Annotated in this window: 15 protein-coding genes and 1 pseudogene; 6 read left to right on the top strand and 10 right to left on the bottom strand. The window is 41.0% G+C overall.

The annotated features are described in order from the left end of the window. Nucleotides 1-56 precede the first annotated feature (56 nt). The 4 genes from ctaD to V7K44_RS10265 all read left to right on the top strand — a co-directional run bounded on the left by ctaD (nt 57) and on the right by V7K44_RS10265 (nt 6,427). Nucleotides 57-1,793 (top strand): cytochrome c oxidase subunit I, encoded by a 1,737-nt coding sequence (gene ctaD / locus V7K44_RS10280; protein WP_334931134.1) that lies wholly within the window; start codon nt 57-59, stop codon nt 1,791-1,793. 134 nt (nt 1,794-1,927) lie between these two features. Then, entirely contained in the window at nt 1,928-2,554 is a 627-nt protein-coding gene (locus tag V7K44_RS10275; protein ID WP_094348047.1) for a cytochrome c oxidase subunit 3, read from the top strand. A 1,381-nt stretch (nt 2,555-3,935) separates the two neighbouring features. Further along, nucleotides 3,936-5,180 carry a serine/threonine-protein kinase gene (locus V7K44_RS10270; protein ID WP_334931132.1) on the top strand — a complete coding sequence of 415 codons (1,245 nt, stop codon included), beginning with the start codon at nt 3,936-3,938 and terminating at the stop codon, nt 5,178-5,180. A 170-nt stretch (nt 5,181-5,350) separates the two neighbouring features. Beyond that, on the top strand, nt 5,351-6,427 hold the full coding sequence (locus V7K44_RS10265) for a PstS family phosphate ABC transporter substrate-binding protein (RefSeq protein ID WP_334931130.1): 1,077 nt from the start codon (nt 5,351-5,353) through the stop codon (nt 6,425-6,427). Nucleotides 6,428-6,569: 142 nt separating this feature from the next. On the opposite strand, the gene V7K44_RS10260 is transcribed toward V7K44_RS10265, so the two are convergent. The 5 genes from V7K44_RS10260 to V7K44_RS10240 all read right to left on the bottom strand — a co-directional run bounded on the left by V7K44_RS10260 (nt 6,570) and on the right by V7K44_RS10240 (nt 11,204). Further along, entirely contained in the window at nt 6,570-6,905 is a 336-nt protein-coding gene (locus V7K44_RS10260) for a XisI protein (protein ID WP_334931128.1), read from the bottom strand. Continuing rightward, entirely contained in the window at nt 6,893-7,309 is a 417-nt protein-coding gene (locus tag V7K44_RS10255) for a XisH family protein (RefSeq protein ID WP_334931126.1), read from the bottom strand. The genes V7K44_RS10260 and V7K44_RS10255 overlap by 13 nt, the downstream gene beginning before the upstream one ends. A 91-nt stretch (nt 7,310-7,400) precedes the next feature. After that, a complete protein-coding gene (locus V7K44_RS10250) occupies nt 7,401-9,230 on the bottom strand; it encodes a tetratricopeptide repeat protein (RefSeq protein ID WP_334931124.1) in 1,830 nt (609 codons plus the stop codon). After that, the gene (locus V7K44_RS10245) at nt 9,220-10,512 is read right to left on the bottom strand and encodes an ATP-binding protein (RefSeq protein ID WP_334931122.1); all 1,293 of its coding nucleotides are present in this window, start codon (nt 10,510-10,512) and stop codon (nt 9,220-9,222) included. Before V7K44_RS10245 ends, V7K44_RS10250 begins: the two co-directional genes overlap by 11 nt. A gap of 500 nt (nt 10,513-11,012) precedes the next feature. After that, nucleotides 11,013-11,204 carry a hypothetical protein gene (locus tag V7K44_RS10240; protein WP_334931120.1) on the bottom strand — a complete coding sequence of 64 codons (192 nt, stop codon included), beginning with the start codon at nt 11,202-11,204 and terminating at the stop codon, nt 11,013-11,015. 177 nt (nt 11,205-11,381) lie between these two features. Between V7K44_RS10240 and V7K44_RS10235 the strand changes: the two genes are divergently transcribed. Together V7K44_RS10235 and V7K44_RS10230 are read left to right on the top strand one after the other, a co-directional pair. After that, nucleotides 11,382-11,750, top strand: coding sequence for a hypothetical protein (locus V7K44_RS10235; protein ID WP_334931118.1), 369 nt, complete (start codon nt 11,382-11,384; stop codon nt 11,748-11,750). Beyond that, nucleotides 11,751-11,939: a hypothetical protein gene (locus V7K44_RS10230; protein ID WP_334931116.1), complete on the top strand. Its 189-nt coding sequence runs from the start codon at nt 11,751-11,753 to the stop codon at nt 11,937-11,939. Between the two features lie 188 nt (nt 11,940-12,127). Here the strand turns inward: V7K44_RS10230 and V7K44_RS10225 are convergent. The 5 genes and pseudogenes from V7K44_RS10225 to ndhC all read right to left on the bottom strand — a co-directional run bounded on the left by V7K44_RS10225 (nt 12,128) and on the right by ndhC (nt 16,590). Continuing rightward, nucleotides 12,128-14,200, bottom strand: a pseudogene (locus tag V7K44_RS10225) (SUMF1/EgtB/PvdO family nonheme iron enzyme). Between the two features lies 1 nt (nt 14,201). After that, nucleotides 14,202-14,597, bottom strand: coding sequence for a Pepco domain-containing protein (locus V7K44_RS10220; RefSeq protein WP_334931112.1), 396 nt, complete (start codon nt 14,595-14,597; stop codon nt 14,202-14,204). A 379-nt stretch (nt 14,598-14,976) separates the two neighbouring features. After that, a complete protein-coding gene (locus V7K44_RS10215) occupies nt 14,977-15,507 on the bottom strand; it encodes an NAD(P)H-quinone oxidoreductase subunit J (protein ID WP_334931110.1) in 531 nt (176 codons plus the stop codon). Beyond that, the gene (gene ndhK, locus V7K44_RS10210) at nt 15,500-16,237 is read right to left on the bottom strand and encodes a photosynthetic/respiratory NAD(P)H-quinone oxidoreductase subunit K (protein WP_181930966.1); all 738 of its coding nucleotides are present in this window, start codon (nt 16,235-16,237) and stop codon (nt 15,500-15,502) included. Before ndhK ends, V7K44_RS10215 begins: the two co-directional genes overlap by 8 nt. Next, the gene (gene ndhC / locus V7K44_RS10205) at nt 16,228-16,590 is read right to left on the bottom strand and encodes a photosynthetic/respiratory NAD(P)H-quinone oxidoreductase subunit C (RefSeq protein WP_094333328.1); all 363 of its coding nucleotides are present in this window, start codon (nt 16,588-16,590) and stop codon (nt 16,228-16,230) included. The genes ndhK and ndhC overlap by 10 nt, the downstream gene beginning before the upstream one ends. Between the last annotated feature and the right edge of the window lie 260 nt (nt 16,591-16,850).

Genomic DNA, 16,850 nt, shown 5'->3' with positions numbered 1-16,850 from the left:
CAATCCACCTAAAAAAGTAATAAATCAGCACTCAGCACTCAGCACTCAGCACTCTTATGACACAAGCTCAGTTGCAAGAAACTGCCAATATCCCTGCCCTTCTTGAGGAACCAGGGGGCAGAAAATGGCAAGACTTCTTTGGCTTTCAAACCGACCATAAGGTGATTGGGATTCAATACCTAGTCACTTCGTTTATTTTCTACTGCATTGGCGGCGTAATGGCTGACTTGGTTCGCACAGAACTGCGAACTCCAGAGGTAGATTTTGTTACCCCAGAAGTCTACAACAGTCTGTTTACGCTGCACGCCACGATCATGATTTTCTTGTGGATCGTGCCAACGGGGGCAGGGTTTGCTAACTATCTAATTCCCCTGATGATTGGGGCAAAAGATATGGCATTTCCTCGGCTGAATGCTGTTGCCTTTTGGATGATCCCGCCTGCGGGTATATTGTTGATCGCCAGTTTAGCGGTAGGCGATGCACCGGATGCAGGTTGGACTTCCTACCCTCCCCTGAGTTTGGTAACAGGACAAGTGGGGCAAGGCATTTGGATTATGAGTGTCCTGCTGCTGGGTACATCATCTATTTTGGGGGCGATAAATTTCCTGGTAACATTGATCAAGATGCGTATCCCCAGCATGGACATACACAAAATGCCCTTGTTCTGCTGGGCAATGTTCGCCACTTCGGCACTGGTTTTGGTATCAACCCCAGTCTTAGCAGCAGGTCTGATTCTGCTTTCCTTTGACTTAATTGCCGGGACAACATTTTTTAACCCAACTGGCGGTGGCGACCCAGTAGTATACCAGCACATGTTCTGGTTTTACTCCCACCCAGCGGTTTACATCATGATTTTGCCCTTCTTTGGCGCAATTTCAGAAATTATCCCCATCCATTCCCGCAAGCCGATTTTTGGCTATAAAGCGATCGCTTATTCGTCTCTTGCTATTAGCTTTTTGGGGCTAATTGTTTGGGCGCACCACATGTTTACCAGCGGTATCCCTGGTTGGTTGCGGATGTTTTTTATGATCACCACCATGATCATTGCCGTACCCACAGGAATTAAAATATTTAGCTGGTTAGCCACCATGTGGGGTGGAAAAATCCGGCTTAACAGTGCCATGCTATTTGCCATCGGCTTTGTTGGCACTTTTGTAATCGGCGGGATTAGTGGCGTGATGTTGGCAGCAGTGCCCTTTGATATTCACGTTCACGACACCTATTTTGTGGTTGCCCACTTGCACTACGTCCTATTTGGCGGTAGCGTGTTAGGGATTTTTGCTGGTATTTACCATTGGTTCCCGAAAATAACGGGACGGATGATAAACGAATTTTGGGGTAAGGTTCACTTTGCCTTGACTATTGTGGGTCTCAACATGACCTTTTTACCCATGCACAAACTGGGTTTAATGGGCATGAATCGCCGTATTGCCCAATATGACCCCAAATTCACCACACTGAACGAAATCTGCACCTATGGTTCTTACATATTGGCAATTTCCACATTTCCCTTTATCATCAATGCGATTTGGAGTTGGTTGTACGGCGAGAAAGCTGGTAATAATCCCTGGAGGGCACTTACCTTAGAGTGGATGACAACCTCACCACCTGCGATCGAAAATTTCGATCAAACTCCAGTATTGGCTACAGGCCCCTACGACTACGGTTTGGAAAATGCTAATGAAGGTGTACCTTTATACGATCCCAATCCCGTTTTATCTGGTGGGCCCAATTCAGTATTAAGAGCAGAACCAGACCCAGCGGTTGCTGCCAATCCCGAAGACCGGAAATAAACAGGGGACTGGGGACTGGTGACTAGGGAATAAATTCAAACAATAATACTATTTTCCAATACCCAGTTCCCAATCCCCAATCCCCAATCCCCAATCCCCAATCCCCAATCCCCAATCCCCACTTATCAAAATTCATGCAAAGTCAAACTATTGACCCAGCTAAAACGGAACTGAATCATCACCACGCGGCGGAAGCGTCCGTCGGTCATCATGAAGAACATCCAGACCATCGCCTATTTGGGCTAATTGTTTTCCTGATTGCTGAAGGGATGATTTTTATGGGACTGTTCGGAGCCTATTTGGCTTTCCGTGCGACCTTACCTGTGTGGCCGCCAGCAGGTACCCCAGAATTAGAACTATTGCTACCTGGAGTTAACACCATCAATCTAATTTCTAGTAGTTTTGTCATGCACAATGCCGACACTGCTATTAAAAAGAACGATACACGGGGTGCGCGAATCTGGTTAGCAATTACCGCTGCAATGGGTGCTATCTTCTTGATAGGTCAAGTATATGAATATACCCATTTAGAATTTGGTTTAACTACTAATTTATTTGCCAGTGCATTCTACGTTTTGACTGGGTTCCACGGATTGCACGTTACTATCGGTGTTTTGGCAATTGTTGCTGTGTTATGGCGATCGCGCGTTCCGGGTCACTATAGTAACGAAAAGCACTTTGGTATTGAAGCGGCCGAAATCTACTGGCACTTCGTTGACGTGATTTGGATTATTTTGTTCGGATTACTGTATCTACTGTGAGTATTAATTAATTAGTTGTTCAATCCACGCGGACAACTTAATAAGCCCCCACTAGGGGGCTTTTTTAATTAACAGAATAAAAATATCAGTGAAAAAGATTTTAGAGATGTAGCAGTGCTACCCTTATACAATGGTTACAGATAACGCATATTTATCGGTTGCCTAAAAAAGTTAAATAAAAAATATATAAAAACAAGCTAAGACTATTCCCACTATTACTTTTGCTAGATGCAATTGAGTTACTGGAAGTGATATGGATGCAAGTAAAGTAAAAGGTGGGAAAGGTCGGAAAAGTAGGATGTTTTGGAGAAAGTATTGAATAACCAGTTAATATACTGTAAATTGATATTCTAAGGACTGAGTAAACCAATAAATAAAGAAAGTTCGCAAATTTATGCGAATTTAATTTAAGGAAATGGAGTCCTAATATTTCTTCTAGTCATAAAAGTAGAAATTTGAAGTTATTGAAGAGATTGCAAGTATTGTAATTCGCAATTTTACTTTCTCGTTTAAGTAGTTGATACAAATTCAAAAAATGTTTACGACAGATAACCCAACCAGCGCTGACGCGTACCCTCGCCTTCCTAAGGGTAGGTAGGGATGGATTCTTTTTTAAGAATTGGTATCACACGTATTAATTGCTGATTAACCAAGGTTTTACCCCATCCTAACCCTCCCCTTATAAAGGGGAGGGAACCAAATTTTTTGTTTCCCCCCAAAATACCGGGGGGATTAAGAGGGGTAATTCGACTTGTGTGTACACAGCAGCCTTAATAAGGGGGGAACCGGAAAAACATCTATCAAAGTCCCCCTTTTTAAGAGGGATTTAGGGGGATCAAGATATGTGCAACTTCACATTAAATTGGTATTACCTCAAAAACCATTACTCGATATTTAACTCAAAAACTTACCCGATATTTTTTAGTTTTTTCGTCAAACTCACATTGATCTGACAACGCGATCGCAGTTGGTGATGACTAAAATCTGGTAACACAACTGTGGCGAACACTGTAAGGGTATTTGTGCCTTTAAATTTCACTCTTCAAGGTTTTGTCAGTAATCAGACTTAACAGTTAAAACAGATAACCATCCTAACTCATAAATATTAATTATTTTCTGCCCAGAGTTTAAAACCTGTGGAATAGTGTTAAATTTACTTAAGTGATAATATTACAAAAGTATTTCATAAATTAATTTTGTATTAAGATACTTATAAGGGTATTAAACAAAGCAATCAAGCAATTAAGCAACAAACGTATCCAAAACATAGGTCGCACGATGGCTAACTGCCGCAAATACCAGTAAATCTAGCAGCAAGTAGTTATCCATAACCTTACTCAAGCTCTGAATGGTCAGTAAATTAAGAAGTAGTATACGCCACATGAGCCAGAACCCTCTAGTCAGAAAAACACTCCGAAGTCGCTTTGAAACTGTCAAAGTGATGGGAAGCGGAGAATCTGGTAATACTTACTTAGTAGGGAGTGCTACACGTAACAGGCATAGATACTCTCTCAACAGAAAAACACTTCGGAATCGCTTTGAGATTGTCAAACACTTAGGAAGCGGAGGATCTGGTGATACCTACTTGGCTATTGACTTGGATTTACCAGGACAACCTCATTGTGTCGTTAAACATTTCCACCCGAAAGATTCCAACCCTGCTGTTCTACCCATCGCTAAAAAGCTATTCGATCGAGAAGCGGAAGTTTTATACCAGCTAGGCAACGACCACGATCAAATTCCGAGACTGTTTGCCCATTTTAATGAAGATGGAGATTTCTATTTAGTCCAGGAATTTATTGATGGTCATGCCTTGACTCAAGAAATTGTCCCAGGTCAGCGTCTTAACGAGAATACAGTCTTAAATTTATTAAAAGACATCTTAGAAGTGTTAGCCTTCGTCCACCAACACGATATTATTCACCGAGATATTAAGCCTCAAAACTTAATGCGGCGGTACTCCGATCAAAAGATTGTGCTAATTGATTTTGGGAGTATTAAGAAAATTGGTGCTTTGGGAGCAGGCTTAACAATTGCTGTTGGCACTCCTGGCTATATGCCAAGCGAACAAGCTAAGGGAAAGCCAAAACTTTGCAGCGATATCTATGCAGTCGGGATGATTGGCATTCAAGCTTTAACAGGTCTAATACCTGAGCAATTACCAGAAGATCCCAGTACTGGAGAAGTTATCTGGCGCGACAAGGCAGAGGTCAGTGATACTCTGGCAAATATTTTAGATAGAATGGTTCGCGATCGCTACAACCAGCGTTATCAGTCTGCCACAGAAGCTTTACAAGCACTTAATTCTGATGTAGCGTTGTCACAGTCTTCACAATCTGTTGACATCAACCACAAGGCTGATGATACCTATTTGCTAACTTATAGAAACTTTATTTTGCTGCTGGGCATCGGTCTTGGTGCAACCACTAGTTTGATAGTAATAGTTTTAATCTACACATTTATTAATACGGGGACATCGCTTCCAAATCAACCTACTCCACTAAAGAGTTTTCTAGAAAGATTTGTTGAGTTCCCGTTAACTAATACTAGTAGTCTACTAGCTAAATCAGCACCTAACAGAAGAATCTGTCAAAGCAATTGCACCATTAAAAAAACTACCAAATAGCAAATTTAATCTCACTAAATTAGAAAAATTAATCATCTAGCAGCAATCATAAAACTGTATATTAACTAGCTATTACAAATTTACTGTAAATTTAAATATTTCAAGATTACTCTAGGATAAATACTTAGATATTCCTGTAAGATAAATACAACTAAAGAAAATTTAAAAATATGGACAATACAAATCAAAGAAAAGCTTTAATTAACAGCGAAATCTCCCTCTTTCTTAGAGGTTTGATTATTGGTAAAGTTCTCACACTTATGGTTATTGGCGGATTACTTTGGTGGTTATTGAAGCCAAATATATTGTCCCGCAACAGCGTTAACTCTTCCTCTAATCAAAATTTCAATCGCGTCTCTAATAATGCATCAACTTTTCAGACAGTTGCTGATGTTCCCCCTGCCTCATTCAACTACGGAGGTAGTACCGCTTGGGCATCTATTCGGCAATTGGTAGATTCTCAGATCCAGAGCGATCGCCCGGAACTACAATTACGCTATGTAAACCCTGTTAATGGTAGTCCTGGTTCTAGCTCCGGCATTCGGATGTTGCTTGATGGGAAACTAGACTTTGCTCAGTCTTCCCGTCCCCTCACAGATGAAGAACAAGCTACGGCAAAAGAGCGAGGCTTCACCCTTGAGCAACGTCAAGTAGGTATGGATGGGATAGCAGTGGTAGTCAATCCATCACTCAATGTGCCTGGTCTAACTGTTGAACAATTGCAGCAAATTTATTTGGGGAAAATTACTAACTGGAATCAAGTAGGCGGGCCAAATCTACCCATCACAGCTTTTTCTCAACGACCAGAGGACGCAGATACAGTAATATTTCCTAGCAATAGCGACTTCAAGGGGCAAGCATTTGGCTCTAATGTGCAATATGTTTACTCTGCTACAGAAGCAGTGCGCCAACTCAGTAAAACCCCTGGTGGTGTGTATTACGCTTCTGCCCGTTCAGTAGTCTTTCAATGTAGCGTGAAGGCTTTGCCATTGGGTCAGACTTCTGGTCAGCTAATTACCCCGTATCAGGAGCCGATAGTACCGTCTGAGCAATGTCCACGTCAGCGTAACCAGCTAAATACTCAGGCGATCAAAAATGGCAGCTATCCGATGATTGCTAATTTGTTTGTAATTATTAAGCAGAATAAAGGTTCAGAACAGCAGATTGGAAATGCTTATGCCAATCTTTTATTAACTGACCAGGGACAAAGGGCAATTGAGAAAGCTGGTTTTATTGGAGTTCGCTAGTAGATTTATTTGAAGGACAATTGAGCAAGCTTTCCAGAGATACCCGACTTGTTTAAGAGGTCGGGTATCTAGGGTAAGCGATCGCTTTTCTATCCATTTACTACTTGTTCAATATTCATTTATTCATCACTTGAGTTGAAGATCACTCAACAGCATAAGAAGTAAATTGGCGCTTAAAAGGAGAATGGAACCCAATAACAATATCAGAAGGGGATACACCTAACTCAACCAATCGTTCAGCAACAGACTCTTCTGTACCGTTATACTGAATCCATATTTTCCCATCTTGAATATCAAAATGCATGACCGGGCCAAACACCCGCTTATCTCCTTGCCAGCCAACGTAAGCTAGTTGATAATGGTTGTTTTCGTTGTCTAAAATTAATTGTGATTTGACAGTATCGGTGTTAGACGTGATTTGTTGATGTTCGCTGAGAATTTGTTTGATAAATTGTCGATAGCGTTCTATTTTATCCATAGCCGAATTTCCTCACGTTTTGGATCGTAAATTATCAACTTAATTTGGTAACGATGAAGGGTGCGTTGGACAAAAGAAAGTTGGAAAAAGTCTTGATATGTTTCGATAGGAACAGCTAAATAAAGCACTCTGTCTGCTTCTTTCTCTTCAATAGCTTGGCAGTAATTCAAATATTGTCCGAGTGCAGTATGAAATTCACTGATATCTGAATCTGCAATAAAACTCTTAATTTCAACAGCTATTTTCTCTGTATTCCGTTCTGCGGCAATGGCATTTTCAGCGGCTAAGTCTATTTGTAGTTTAATCGCCTCACTAACACGAATTGTAAAAGGGTCGTGAGTAATTATCCACCCATCTTTGATTAATGCTTTTTTTACCTGTTGATGGAAAACATCTTTAGCCATTTTGCTATCTCTAGATTAGAGTCTCAAAATGAAAACATTCTATTTTTATGATATTTTAGCGTTTAGCTGAACCCAAAATTATATTTTTGCTCTATGCAGTGCGTTCCCCGAAGGGGTTGTCGTTCGCGCTGCGTGTCGTAGACAAGACATCGCACTCTCCATTATTCTGCATTGCTGTGGCAAGTTTCTCTAAATTTTGACGAACAGTAACACTACGGTGATGATTTACACCCCAGACTCGTTCACAAATATCTAAAGCTTGTAAATAAAGCAGTTCTGCTTCACCGTAACGTCCAGTTGCACGATAAATTTCTGCCAGATTATTGAGACTTTCGGCAACATTAGGATGATTTGCTCCTAATAGGTGCTTATCAAGTTCTAAGGCTTTTATACATAAGGGTTCCGCTTCATTGTAACGTCCCTGTTCCCTGTACATATAACCCAAAGCGTAGATCGTATCTGCTAAAAGCGGATGCGCTTTTTGTAATACACGTTGCTTGAGTTCCAATGATTCTAAAAACAAAGATTCCGCTTCACTGTAGCGTCCTTGAGCGCGGTATATTAAACCTAAATTGTGCAAATCTGTGGCAACATCAGGATTTTCTTCTCCCAAAAATCGCTTATCTAATTCTATTGCTTGTTGCGACAACGGTTCAGCTTCACTGTAACGTCCTTGATGATAATAAAGTAGCGCTAAATTATTCAGTATAAGAGCAAAAGAAAGATGATTTTCACCCAGCAGACGTTTTTCGAGTTCTAATGATTGCAAATACAGAGGTTCTGCTTCGTCATAACGTCCTTGTTCATCATATAGTAATGCCAAATTGTTCAGACTGGCAGCGACATCGGCATGGTTTTCTCCTAACAATCCTTTCCTCAGTTCTAAAGCTTGTTGATATGAGAGTTCTGCTTTACTATATTGTCCAGTAGATTTGTAAAGTCCTGCCAAATTATTCAGGCTAGTAGCAAAAGCAGGATGATTTTCTCCTAACAGGCGTTTTCTCAGTTCTAAAGCTTGTTTATATAAGGGTTCGGCTTCGCTGTAGTGTCCCGTTGCACGATATATTCCTGCTAAATTGTTGAGGCTATTAGCTAAGTCTATCTGCAAACCTAATTCATTTTGTAGCTCACTCGCCTGACGCCAATATTTAATTGCTAATTCTTGTTCTTCTTGATAATTTTGAGATTCACCCCGATCTAATCTGCTGTGGTAAATATCGCCCAATCTTGAGTATAAGGTAGCCAAAGTGGGGTCTTTAGTTCCCCGTTCTTGTTCTACTTTCTCGATTAACCTTTGTAAATCTTGAATGGGTAAGAAAAAGCGATTAGTTTCATTAGTATCTGTGCTGGCTAATTCTGTGTCTCGAAAAACAAAGCGGATATTTTCTAATTCTTTACCAGGAATAGCATTTGTCTTTTTAGATTCAAACCGAAATACACCATTGCGCCAACTCCAAAAATCAGGCGCTTTTTTAATCAGGTTGACTAAAATTTGGTTAGTTACCCAAAGCACGATCGCAAAGGGAAATTCGCGCAATCCTTCCCTTGTCCATTGTAAGTAACCAAAAAATTTCTCCTGTTCTGATTGCTCATTTCCCAATCTGAGAAAATAAAGTTGTTCAGCACCCGTCACAGTAATCACCGCCGGCTTCTGCTGACGGAGATATTCTTCTTGTTGTACCAGTTGATTAAGAGCAGCTTTCAGGCTTGGTTCTTGACGTGCTAAAGTTACTCGATATGCACCGAAGGCGGGTTGTACTTCGGCTTCATATTGAGCAATAATCTCATCGCGAAAGCTAGCATCATCGCAAACCGCAATCAGTAAATTTAAGCCCCGCTTTTGAGCTTCAATAGAAACAATTAAATCATCATACGCATCTTGATTTTCTCCTTCATCATCTAATAATTCTTCATTTAACATTAATGGCTCCCTGTCTTCTCAAACTTTCGATAATAATTGGATGAACATCATACCAAGTTTCATCGGTGCGATATTCTAGAACATACAGCCCATGTAACAAATCTAAAAACTCTGCTTGTTTGGGGTCGTTGGGCATAAATTGCTCATAAACACTCTGCAAAATATCAATATCAGTTTTTCCTAAGCGTATGGAAAAATCATTGCGAATTTTATTGATTGCTTGCAGAAGAATTTTATCATCAATAATAACTTCGGCTGAAGGATTTCGCCGGATAGTCCGCAAACAAATGCGACAACATTCCTTAGAAATCCGAATTAACTCTCGTAATACGCCACCACTATAAATCACAATTTTTTCAGCAGTTTCAGCCGCAATTAATTCGCTAGGAATTCGCTTTTGTAAAACTTCACCGAGAATCTTTGTTGCTTCCGGGCGAGGTTGGGCATTTAGGAAGCGATTTTTACCTTTATCAAATATTTTTAATACAGGCATTGCCACAACTTGATCGTTAGTTTCAGTGGCAATTATTGTGCTAATAAATGTTTCGCGAAGGACTGCGATCGGTATAGTGTAGATAATTTGAAAGTTGGGTTGACAAAGAGCCTTGATATTATCTCGATAAATTTCGTTAACTCTGCCTAAGTCAAGTTTATCTAAATCATCAATAATTACTAAAACGTTTTGTTTAGTTGCAGCTTGAATTAAAGCAGCAATTTCATTAATTCTGGCAACTAAATCTGATAACTTGCGTTCAAATTCTTGCTTAATTTCATCCCGAACGCTAGCATCAGCTTTTAATTTAGAGCTAATCAATTTTAAGAGATCAAAACCTATACTAGCTTCTGCTTGCAAATTTAATTCTTCAGTGCGAGTGCGGGTAGCGAACCACTTATAAAGAGCTTCTTTAGTAGATTGTGGAATATCAACTTTGCGGGCTTCTGCCTCTGTCATTAAATTAACTGCGATCGCAAACAGTATATTAATATGATTAACCGCCGACATTTCAATTTTGTCAGCAATAGAAAACAGAACTACAAAATATTTATTTTGAATTTGTCGGCTAAATTCAGCTAACAAAGTAGACTTACCACATCCCCGATGTCCTGTAAAGACAATTTTGCCATCTCCATTAGGGCTATCTTCCACTAATTGGTTCAGGTCTGCAATCAAATCATCACCATATTCGACTCGAAATCTTTCCATTTCGTTCCGTTCCATCAACGGAAACAGTTCGAGATTGCTGTATGCTTCTTGAAAGGAGTTTAATAAGTCTTCAGACATTGGATACTGCTGTAAACGTGCTAACTATTCATATAATGGCTCATGATTTTTGAAGCACAAGTTTAGGTCATGTCTAAGATAGAGTATGCCTACATAACTTCTCAAATTCCGTTAATAAATAACTACTAAGTGAGTGGTATGTTATGTCTTAAAAAGAGATACCGTAATTTCCAAATTTCAACCTATCAATGAGTAACAGAGGTCAATAATCAATAAGACTGAATGATAGATTATACATTCGATAATTCAGACTGAATGATAGATTATACAGATAAAATAGTGAAAGCTACTTAACACATAAATAAAATAAAATTTTCAGTTATAAAAATAAATTTTTAGTGTGCTTCGTCTCATTCCCCTCTAGCCGATGCAATGGTAGCTGTTGTTACTATTAGTTAGTAGTCTGTCAAAGAATAATTGACGAGTACATTCTTTGTAGAGACGGCGATTTATCGCGTCTCTCTAATGTGTCAATTTTTTAGACGCGATAAATCGTGTCTCTACATGAGATAAGGCTTTGCGACATCAAAACCAGCTTTTGTGACATCAAAACCAGCTTTTGTGACATCAAAACCAGCTTTTGTGACATCAAAACCAGCTTTTGTGACATCAAAACCAGCTTTTGTGACTTTAAAACCAGCTTTTGTGACTTTAAAACCAGCTTTTGCGACATCAAAACCAGCTTTTCTCAACGAATTTCAGCAAATATACCCGCATCTATCTAGTTGGCTAATGCCATCTAATGCTTTTATAATTCTGTAACTTCACTGTGGCTGGTGCATCTGCTTATTGCGTATTGTGATGATATATAAATAACTCAGTGTGTAAAGTCAGGGTTATTTATAAATTAATCCAAACAGGAAAACTATATGACGCAACGGAAACGAAACTCCATGTCACTGACTAAAGCTGAACGACGGATTGAAGGAATGCAGACAATTAACCCTGAGTTAGACTTTAGTAATGGGTTTTCAATTACTACTTACAATACTAAAGTAATTGAGTTACGAGAAAAGTTAGCCGCTTATAATCAAGCACAAATAATAGTAGATAAGACACACAATGCATTAATAGAAGCAGAACGAGAGTTGAATACTTATTCTGAACAAATGCTGTTAAATGTTGCATCTCGCTATGGCAAAAATAGTGATGAATATGGGATGGCTGGTGGAACGCGCAGGTCAGACCGCAAGAAACCACGTCCAGTAGTAAACCAAACAGTGATATCAGTGAAGTAATTGTTTGGACTTGCCGCTTCTTTAGATAATGGTGCGTTGACCTTTGTGACGACGCACCAAGATCCTATATTTTACCGCTTAACTTCTGAAGCGTCTCCAGAGACTTTTGACATCCCAAAATCGAATGCTGAGATTGAAGAAGTCGAAATTTTGATTAAACAAAAATTAGAACAATTAAAAATAAGCTAGGTTTTAGAAGTTTCTTTTAAATGTCGCAAAATTAATTGAGTTGAACAACTGTTCGGTTTTGCAACCTACCAAGCTATCAGACTCGGTTTTATATTCGGAGGTTGTCGCCTTCCTCGCTGGTTCAGGTCTGGACTCCCTGGTGTACGCTCGATAAATTCCCATTTACCAACTCTGACAATAGGGAGTACTCATGCCACAGCCACCGCCACCACGCGAAAACCAACAACGTTGTTACGAGCCGCGAACGGGAACCTGTGGCGATTGGCAGAACGGCAAGCCCAGGCAAAGAAGTCCCAACAACTGCCACGCAGCAGCTTTAAGTTATTATCTTTACCAGTCAGCTACGCACTACCATCTTTTGGCGCACCCTGGTAATTGTCATTGTATACATCTTTACACCATTCCCATACATTACCATGCATATCGTATAAACCGAAAGAGTTAGGCAAAAATTTTCCTACATCTGTTGTTTGTTGACGATATTCCCCTTTTGGTGCAGAGCCGTAAGGAGAGTCACCCTTGTAGTTAACTAAATCTGTGGTAATCGTTTCACCAAAATAAAATGGGGTCTTGGTTCCAGCCCGACAAGCATACTCCCACTCTGCTTCACTAGGTAGTCGATAGGTTTTTCCTCTTTTCTGGCTCAATTTTTGACAAAATTCTACTGCATCATCCCAACTCACCTGTTCTACTGGTCGTTTCTCACCTTTGAAGTACGAAGGATTATTACCCATAATTGTTTGATACTGCGCCTGGGTGATTTCATATTTACCCATGAAGAACCCAGGTACTTTTATCTGATGCTGTGGACTTTCATCTTTATCTCTCCCTGCTTCTTTTTCCGGTGAACCCATCATAAAGGTTCCCCCTGGTATCTGCACCATTTCCAGGTTGATACCATTTCCTAAGTCTTCAATGAAGTATTTCGCTTCACGATTGCTACGGTTGGTGATTTTTCCCTTTGCATCCACCGTTACGACTTCAAATTGAAAGCTTTTTAGGCTAATTGCTTCAGTGGTGTGGGAGGTGCTACTTTCTCCTGAATTAGATGGCCAAAAACGTGGTATTGCAATTGTCAAACCCAACCCAGCGACTGCAAACCCAGCAGTTTGAATTACACGTCGTCGTGACCAGTTAGGTAATATGAGGTTTTTTGATGGCGAAGAAGTTGTTGAAGGTGTTGGAATATTAGATGTCGAAAATTCTCCCGCACCAGAAGTCTGAGTATTATTAATAGAGGATGGTGTAGTTAGCTTGGGAGTTGGAATTTGAGGAGGTTTACTTATAAGTGTATTTGTGACTGAATTAGATGGTTGTGGAATTGTTGGTTGAGGTAAATCAGGAATTGCAGAACTATTTCGCAACCGTTCAATTCTTTGTAAACTTCTCACCGCGTCCATATCTTGCCCTGAAGCCGCAGCTAATACCCGAATCCATAACTGCTCTGCTAAATCTAAATTCCTGTTTACTTCTGCTTGGTAAGCATCATTTTTTAACGTGGCGATATCCGCTAGACTTGCATATCGCGGTACAAGTATTAGGTGCGATTTATTCACGGGTTCAGCAATAAGATAAGGCGTTTGCCTTGTATTCTTATGCTGGCGAACCAGTTCAGGCACACGAAATTTGAGATACTGATCCAATCGTTCAACAGTAGCGCATTTACCTTGAATTCCTAACCCTTCTAGTAGTGCAGTAGTAAAAGCACCTTGTTGTAAAGCCTCAATTTCATAAGAATACTCCTGGGGAATACAAGAAAAAATGCTGATAACTCCTTGTTGACGTGCTTCTTCTGCGGTTTGTCGCCCAATTCCTTCACCTGTTTTTTTACCTTCATTGCGACAAGCATCCAGAATTAAGACAACGTTATCAGCACCGCACCGACGCAAACGTTCAGTCACAAAGTTAATCGCAATTGCCGTGTTTTCAATATCCTCTGGATCGCCATCACAGGGCATGAGATAATCACGGTCAGCGTATCTTATCCCATGACCACTGAAGAAAAACCAGAAATTATCCCCTGCTCCCATAAAGGGATTTTCAAATAACTGTCGCAAAACTCGCAGCAAGTTAGTGCGAGTTGGGCGAGTCGATTTTCCAGCAAGTTCAGGAGAGTCATCAGAGAAGAAGAATATCCGCTCAAATCCTGCTTCATTGCCTAGAAACTCCTGCATTAACAGTGCATCTCGCTTTGCATAGTTTAGCGGTTGCAGATAATCATACTGGTTAATTCCGATCGCGATCGCCCAATTTTTTGCCATCTCACTGTGATTCTTGGCGCTTGAACTTCAGCTTAATCGCTCCTTTACTTCCAGCTTTGACACCACTGCCAATTAATTTAACTTCCCCATCTGCACTAATTTCTACCGATAGCTCAATTTCATCTAGCTGCATTCTGGAGTTAACTTTTGCTTGCTGTTCAGCTTGATTAAACAAACTTCCCACGAGTTTGAGAAAGTGACTCATATTTTGCTCTAATGTTTGAGCACTAACCTTAACGGCATCTCCTACCCCTTTGCTACCAGTATTATCCCTAATAGTTTCTTCTCCCCAACCGCGTGTATTAGTACTCCCGCCTTTAGCACCATCAGGAATCGATATTTGCGGCACTTCATCCGTTACAATCCAAATGCCGTCGTTTTGGGGTGTTTCTGACATATTACTTTAAATATTTACATTAAATCTTCCCATAAATTATAGATACAACGGTGGAGATAGCGATTCCGATTACTAGGAAATTTCACTGAATATCTCTATCCCACCTCTCCCTCCCTACTTTGCGAACCTCCGCGTTTCCCTAGACAAGAGACGCGATGAATCGCCGTCTTGGTGATGAATTATCGCATCTTTAGCGATGCTAGAATTTTCATCAAAAAACCTTAACCGAACCGTATTGCCTCCAATTACAGCAAGTTTTGTCAACCAACTTGACATAAAACACCAAAAACATAACCCCTCTCCGCCACCGGAAAGGGGTTAATCACTGCCGAAACTATATTGTACAGACGTGATTCATCGCGTCTCGATTCAGCAATCTCTAATAAGCGTCTTGCAACTCGTAGAAATCAGGCGAGATGTAATCCTTCCGCAAAGGCCAACCTACCCAATCTTCCGGCATCAAAATCCGCTTGAGATTTGGGTGTCCTTCGTAGATAATGCCGTACATATCGTAAGACTCGCGCTCTTGCCAATCTGCGGTCTTCCAAATCCAGTACACAGAAGGCACTACGGGATTTTCCCGTGGTAAGAACACTTTAACTCGAACTTCTTCGGGGCGATCGCTATTATCACCCACTTTAGTCAAGTGATACACACTCACCAATTCCTGTCCTGGCCCAAGGTCAACACCACCTTGAAACTGGAGATAATTAAACCCATAAGCATAAAGGGCTGTAGCGGTGGGAAGCAAGAAATCTGCCGGCACCTTAATTATCTCTACACCATTCTTGTCTGGTGCTAAAAACTCATGGTCAAAGCCATTTTCCGTCAACCATTGGGAAACTTTACCCGCTTGTACCAATGCCTCTTCTTTCGCTGCTGGTACTGGTTTAGATTCTTCTTCAGCCACGGGTTTGTTCCTCCTTTTGCGCCTTTTCTGTCAGCAGTGCAGGTGGTATTGGCATACCAATCGCTTCCGCCAATTCCTTCGGTGGTGCATAGCGAGTGTCTGACTGCAAATACTTACCAGTTAAGATTTCCTCTACTGGCTTCAAATTATGAGTCGTGCTGTAGTAGCGGTGAGTTTGCTTAATTTTATCCCGCTCTTGCATCGATTCATTGGAGATTTTCTTCCGCAGCTTAATGATTGCGTCGATAATTGCTTCTGGACGGGGAGGACAACCAGGTAAGTACACATCCACAGGAATCAGTTTATCGACTCCGCGCACTGCTGTAGGAGAATCAACACTGAACATCCCGCCAGTAATTGTACAAGCTCCCATCGCAATTACATACTTCGGCTCTGGCATTTGTTCATAAAGACGCACCAATTGAGGAGCCATCTTCATCGTAATAGTCCCTGCCGTAATAATTAAATCGGCTTGGCGGGGGCTAGAACGGGGAATTAGCCCAAAACGGTCAAAGTCAAATCGGGAACCAATTAAAGCTGCAAACTCAATAAAGCAGCAAGCAGTACCAAACAGCAACGGCCACAGACTAGAAAGCCGCGCCCAGTCGTAGAGGTCATCAACCGTCGTCAAAATGACGTTTTCTGAAAGGTCTTGAGTGACATTGGTACGCTCAATGGGGTTGATGATTCGTTCTTTACCCTGGGTTGTTAAGTTAGAATTCAAGACCATTCCAAAGCTCCTTTACGCCACGCGTAAACTAAAGCGACTACAAGAATTGCAATAAAGACTAGCGCTTCAATAAAAGCCAATAGCCCCAAACGGTGGAAAGCTACCGCCCAAGGATACAAGAAAACAGTCTCCACATCAAAGACGACGAAGACCAGAGCAAACATGTAGTAGCGGATGTTGAACTGAATCCAGGCTCCCCCGATGGGTTCCATGCCAGATTCATAGGTGGTGCGACGTTCTGGGCTGTAACCACTGGGTCGTAGGAGCTTGGAAGCTGAGAGCGCTAAGGCAGGTACTAGGCTACAGATGATGAAGAAGCCTAGAAGGTACTCGTAACCGCTGAGGACAAACACAATGAGTATCTACCGCTTATGGAGTATTTTAAGTAGTGAGTTTTGAGTGCTGAGTGCTGAGTGTTGAGTGCTGAGTGCTGAGTGCTGAGTAGGGAATCTCACTTCTTTACTCAGAACTTTCGGAACTCGGAACTGTTTTACCCAACGCCCAATCCCTTAACTGCGTAATCGGGTAGGGCAGAGGCATTTCTGCCTCTTTCCCCCCTCAGAACCGTGCGTACAAGTTTCCAAGTACACGGCTCAAGCAAATCATGAAGCTA

This window comes from Nostoc sp., assembly GCF_036917235.1.
GTDB lineage: Bacteria > Cyanobacteriota > Cyanobacteriia > Cyanobacteriales > Nostocaceae > Nostoc.
Note: the sequence above shows the minus strand (reverse complement) of the source record. Positions and strands in the feature narration are given on the sequence as shown.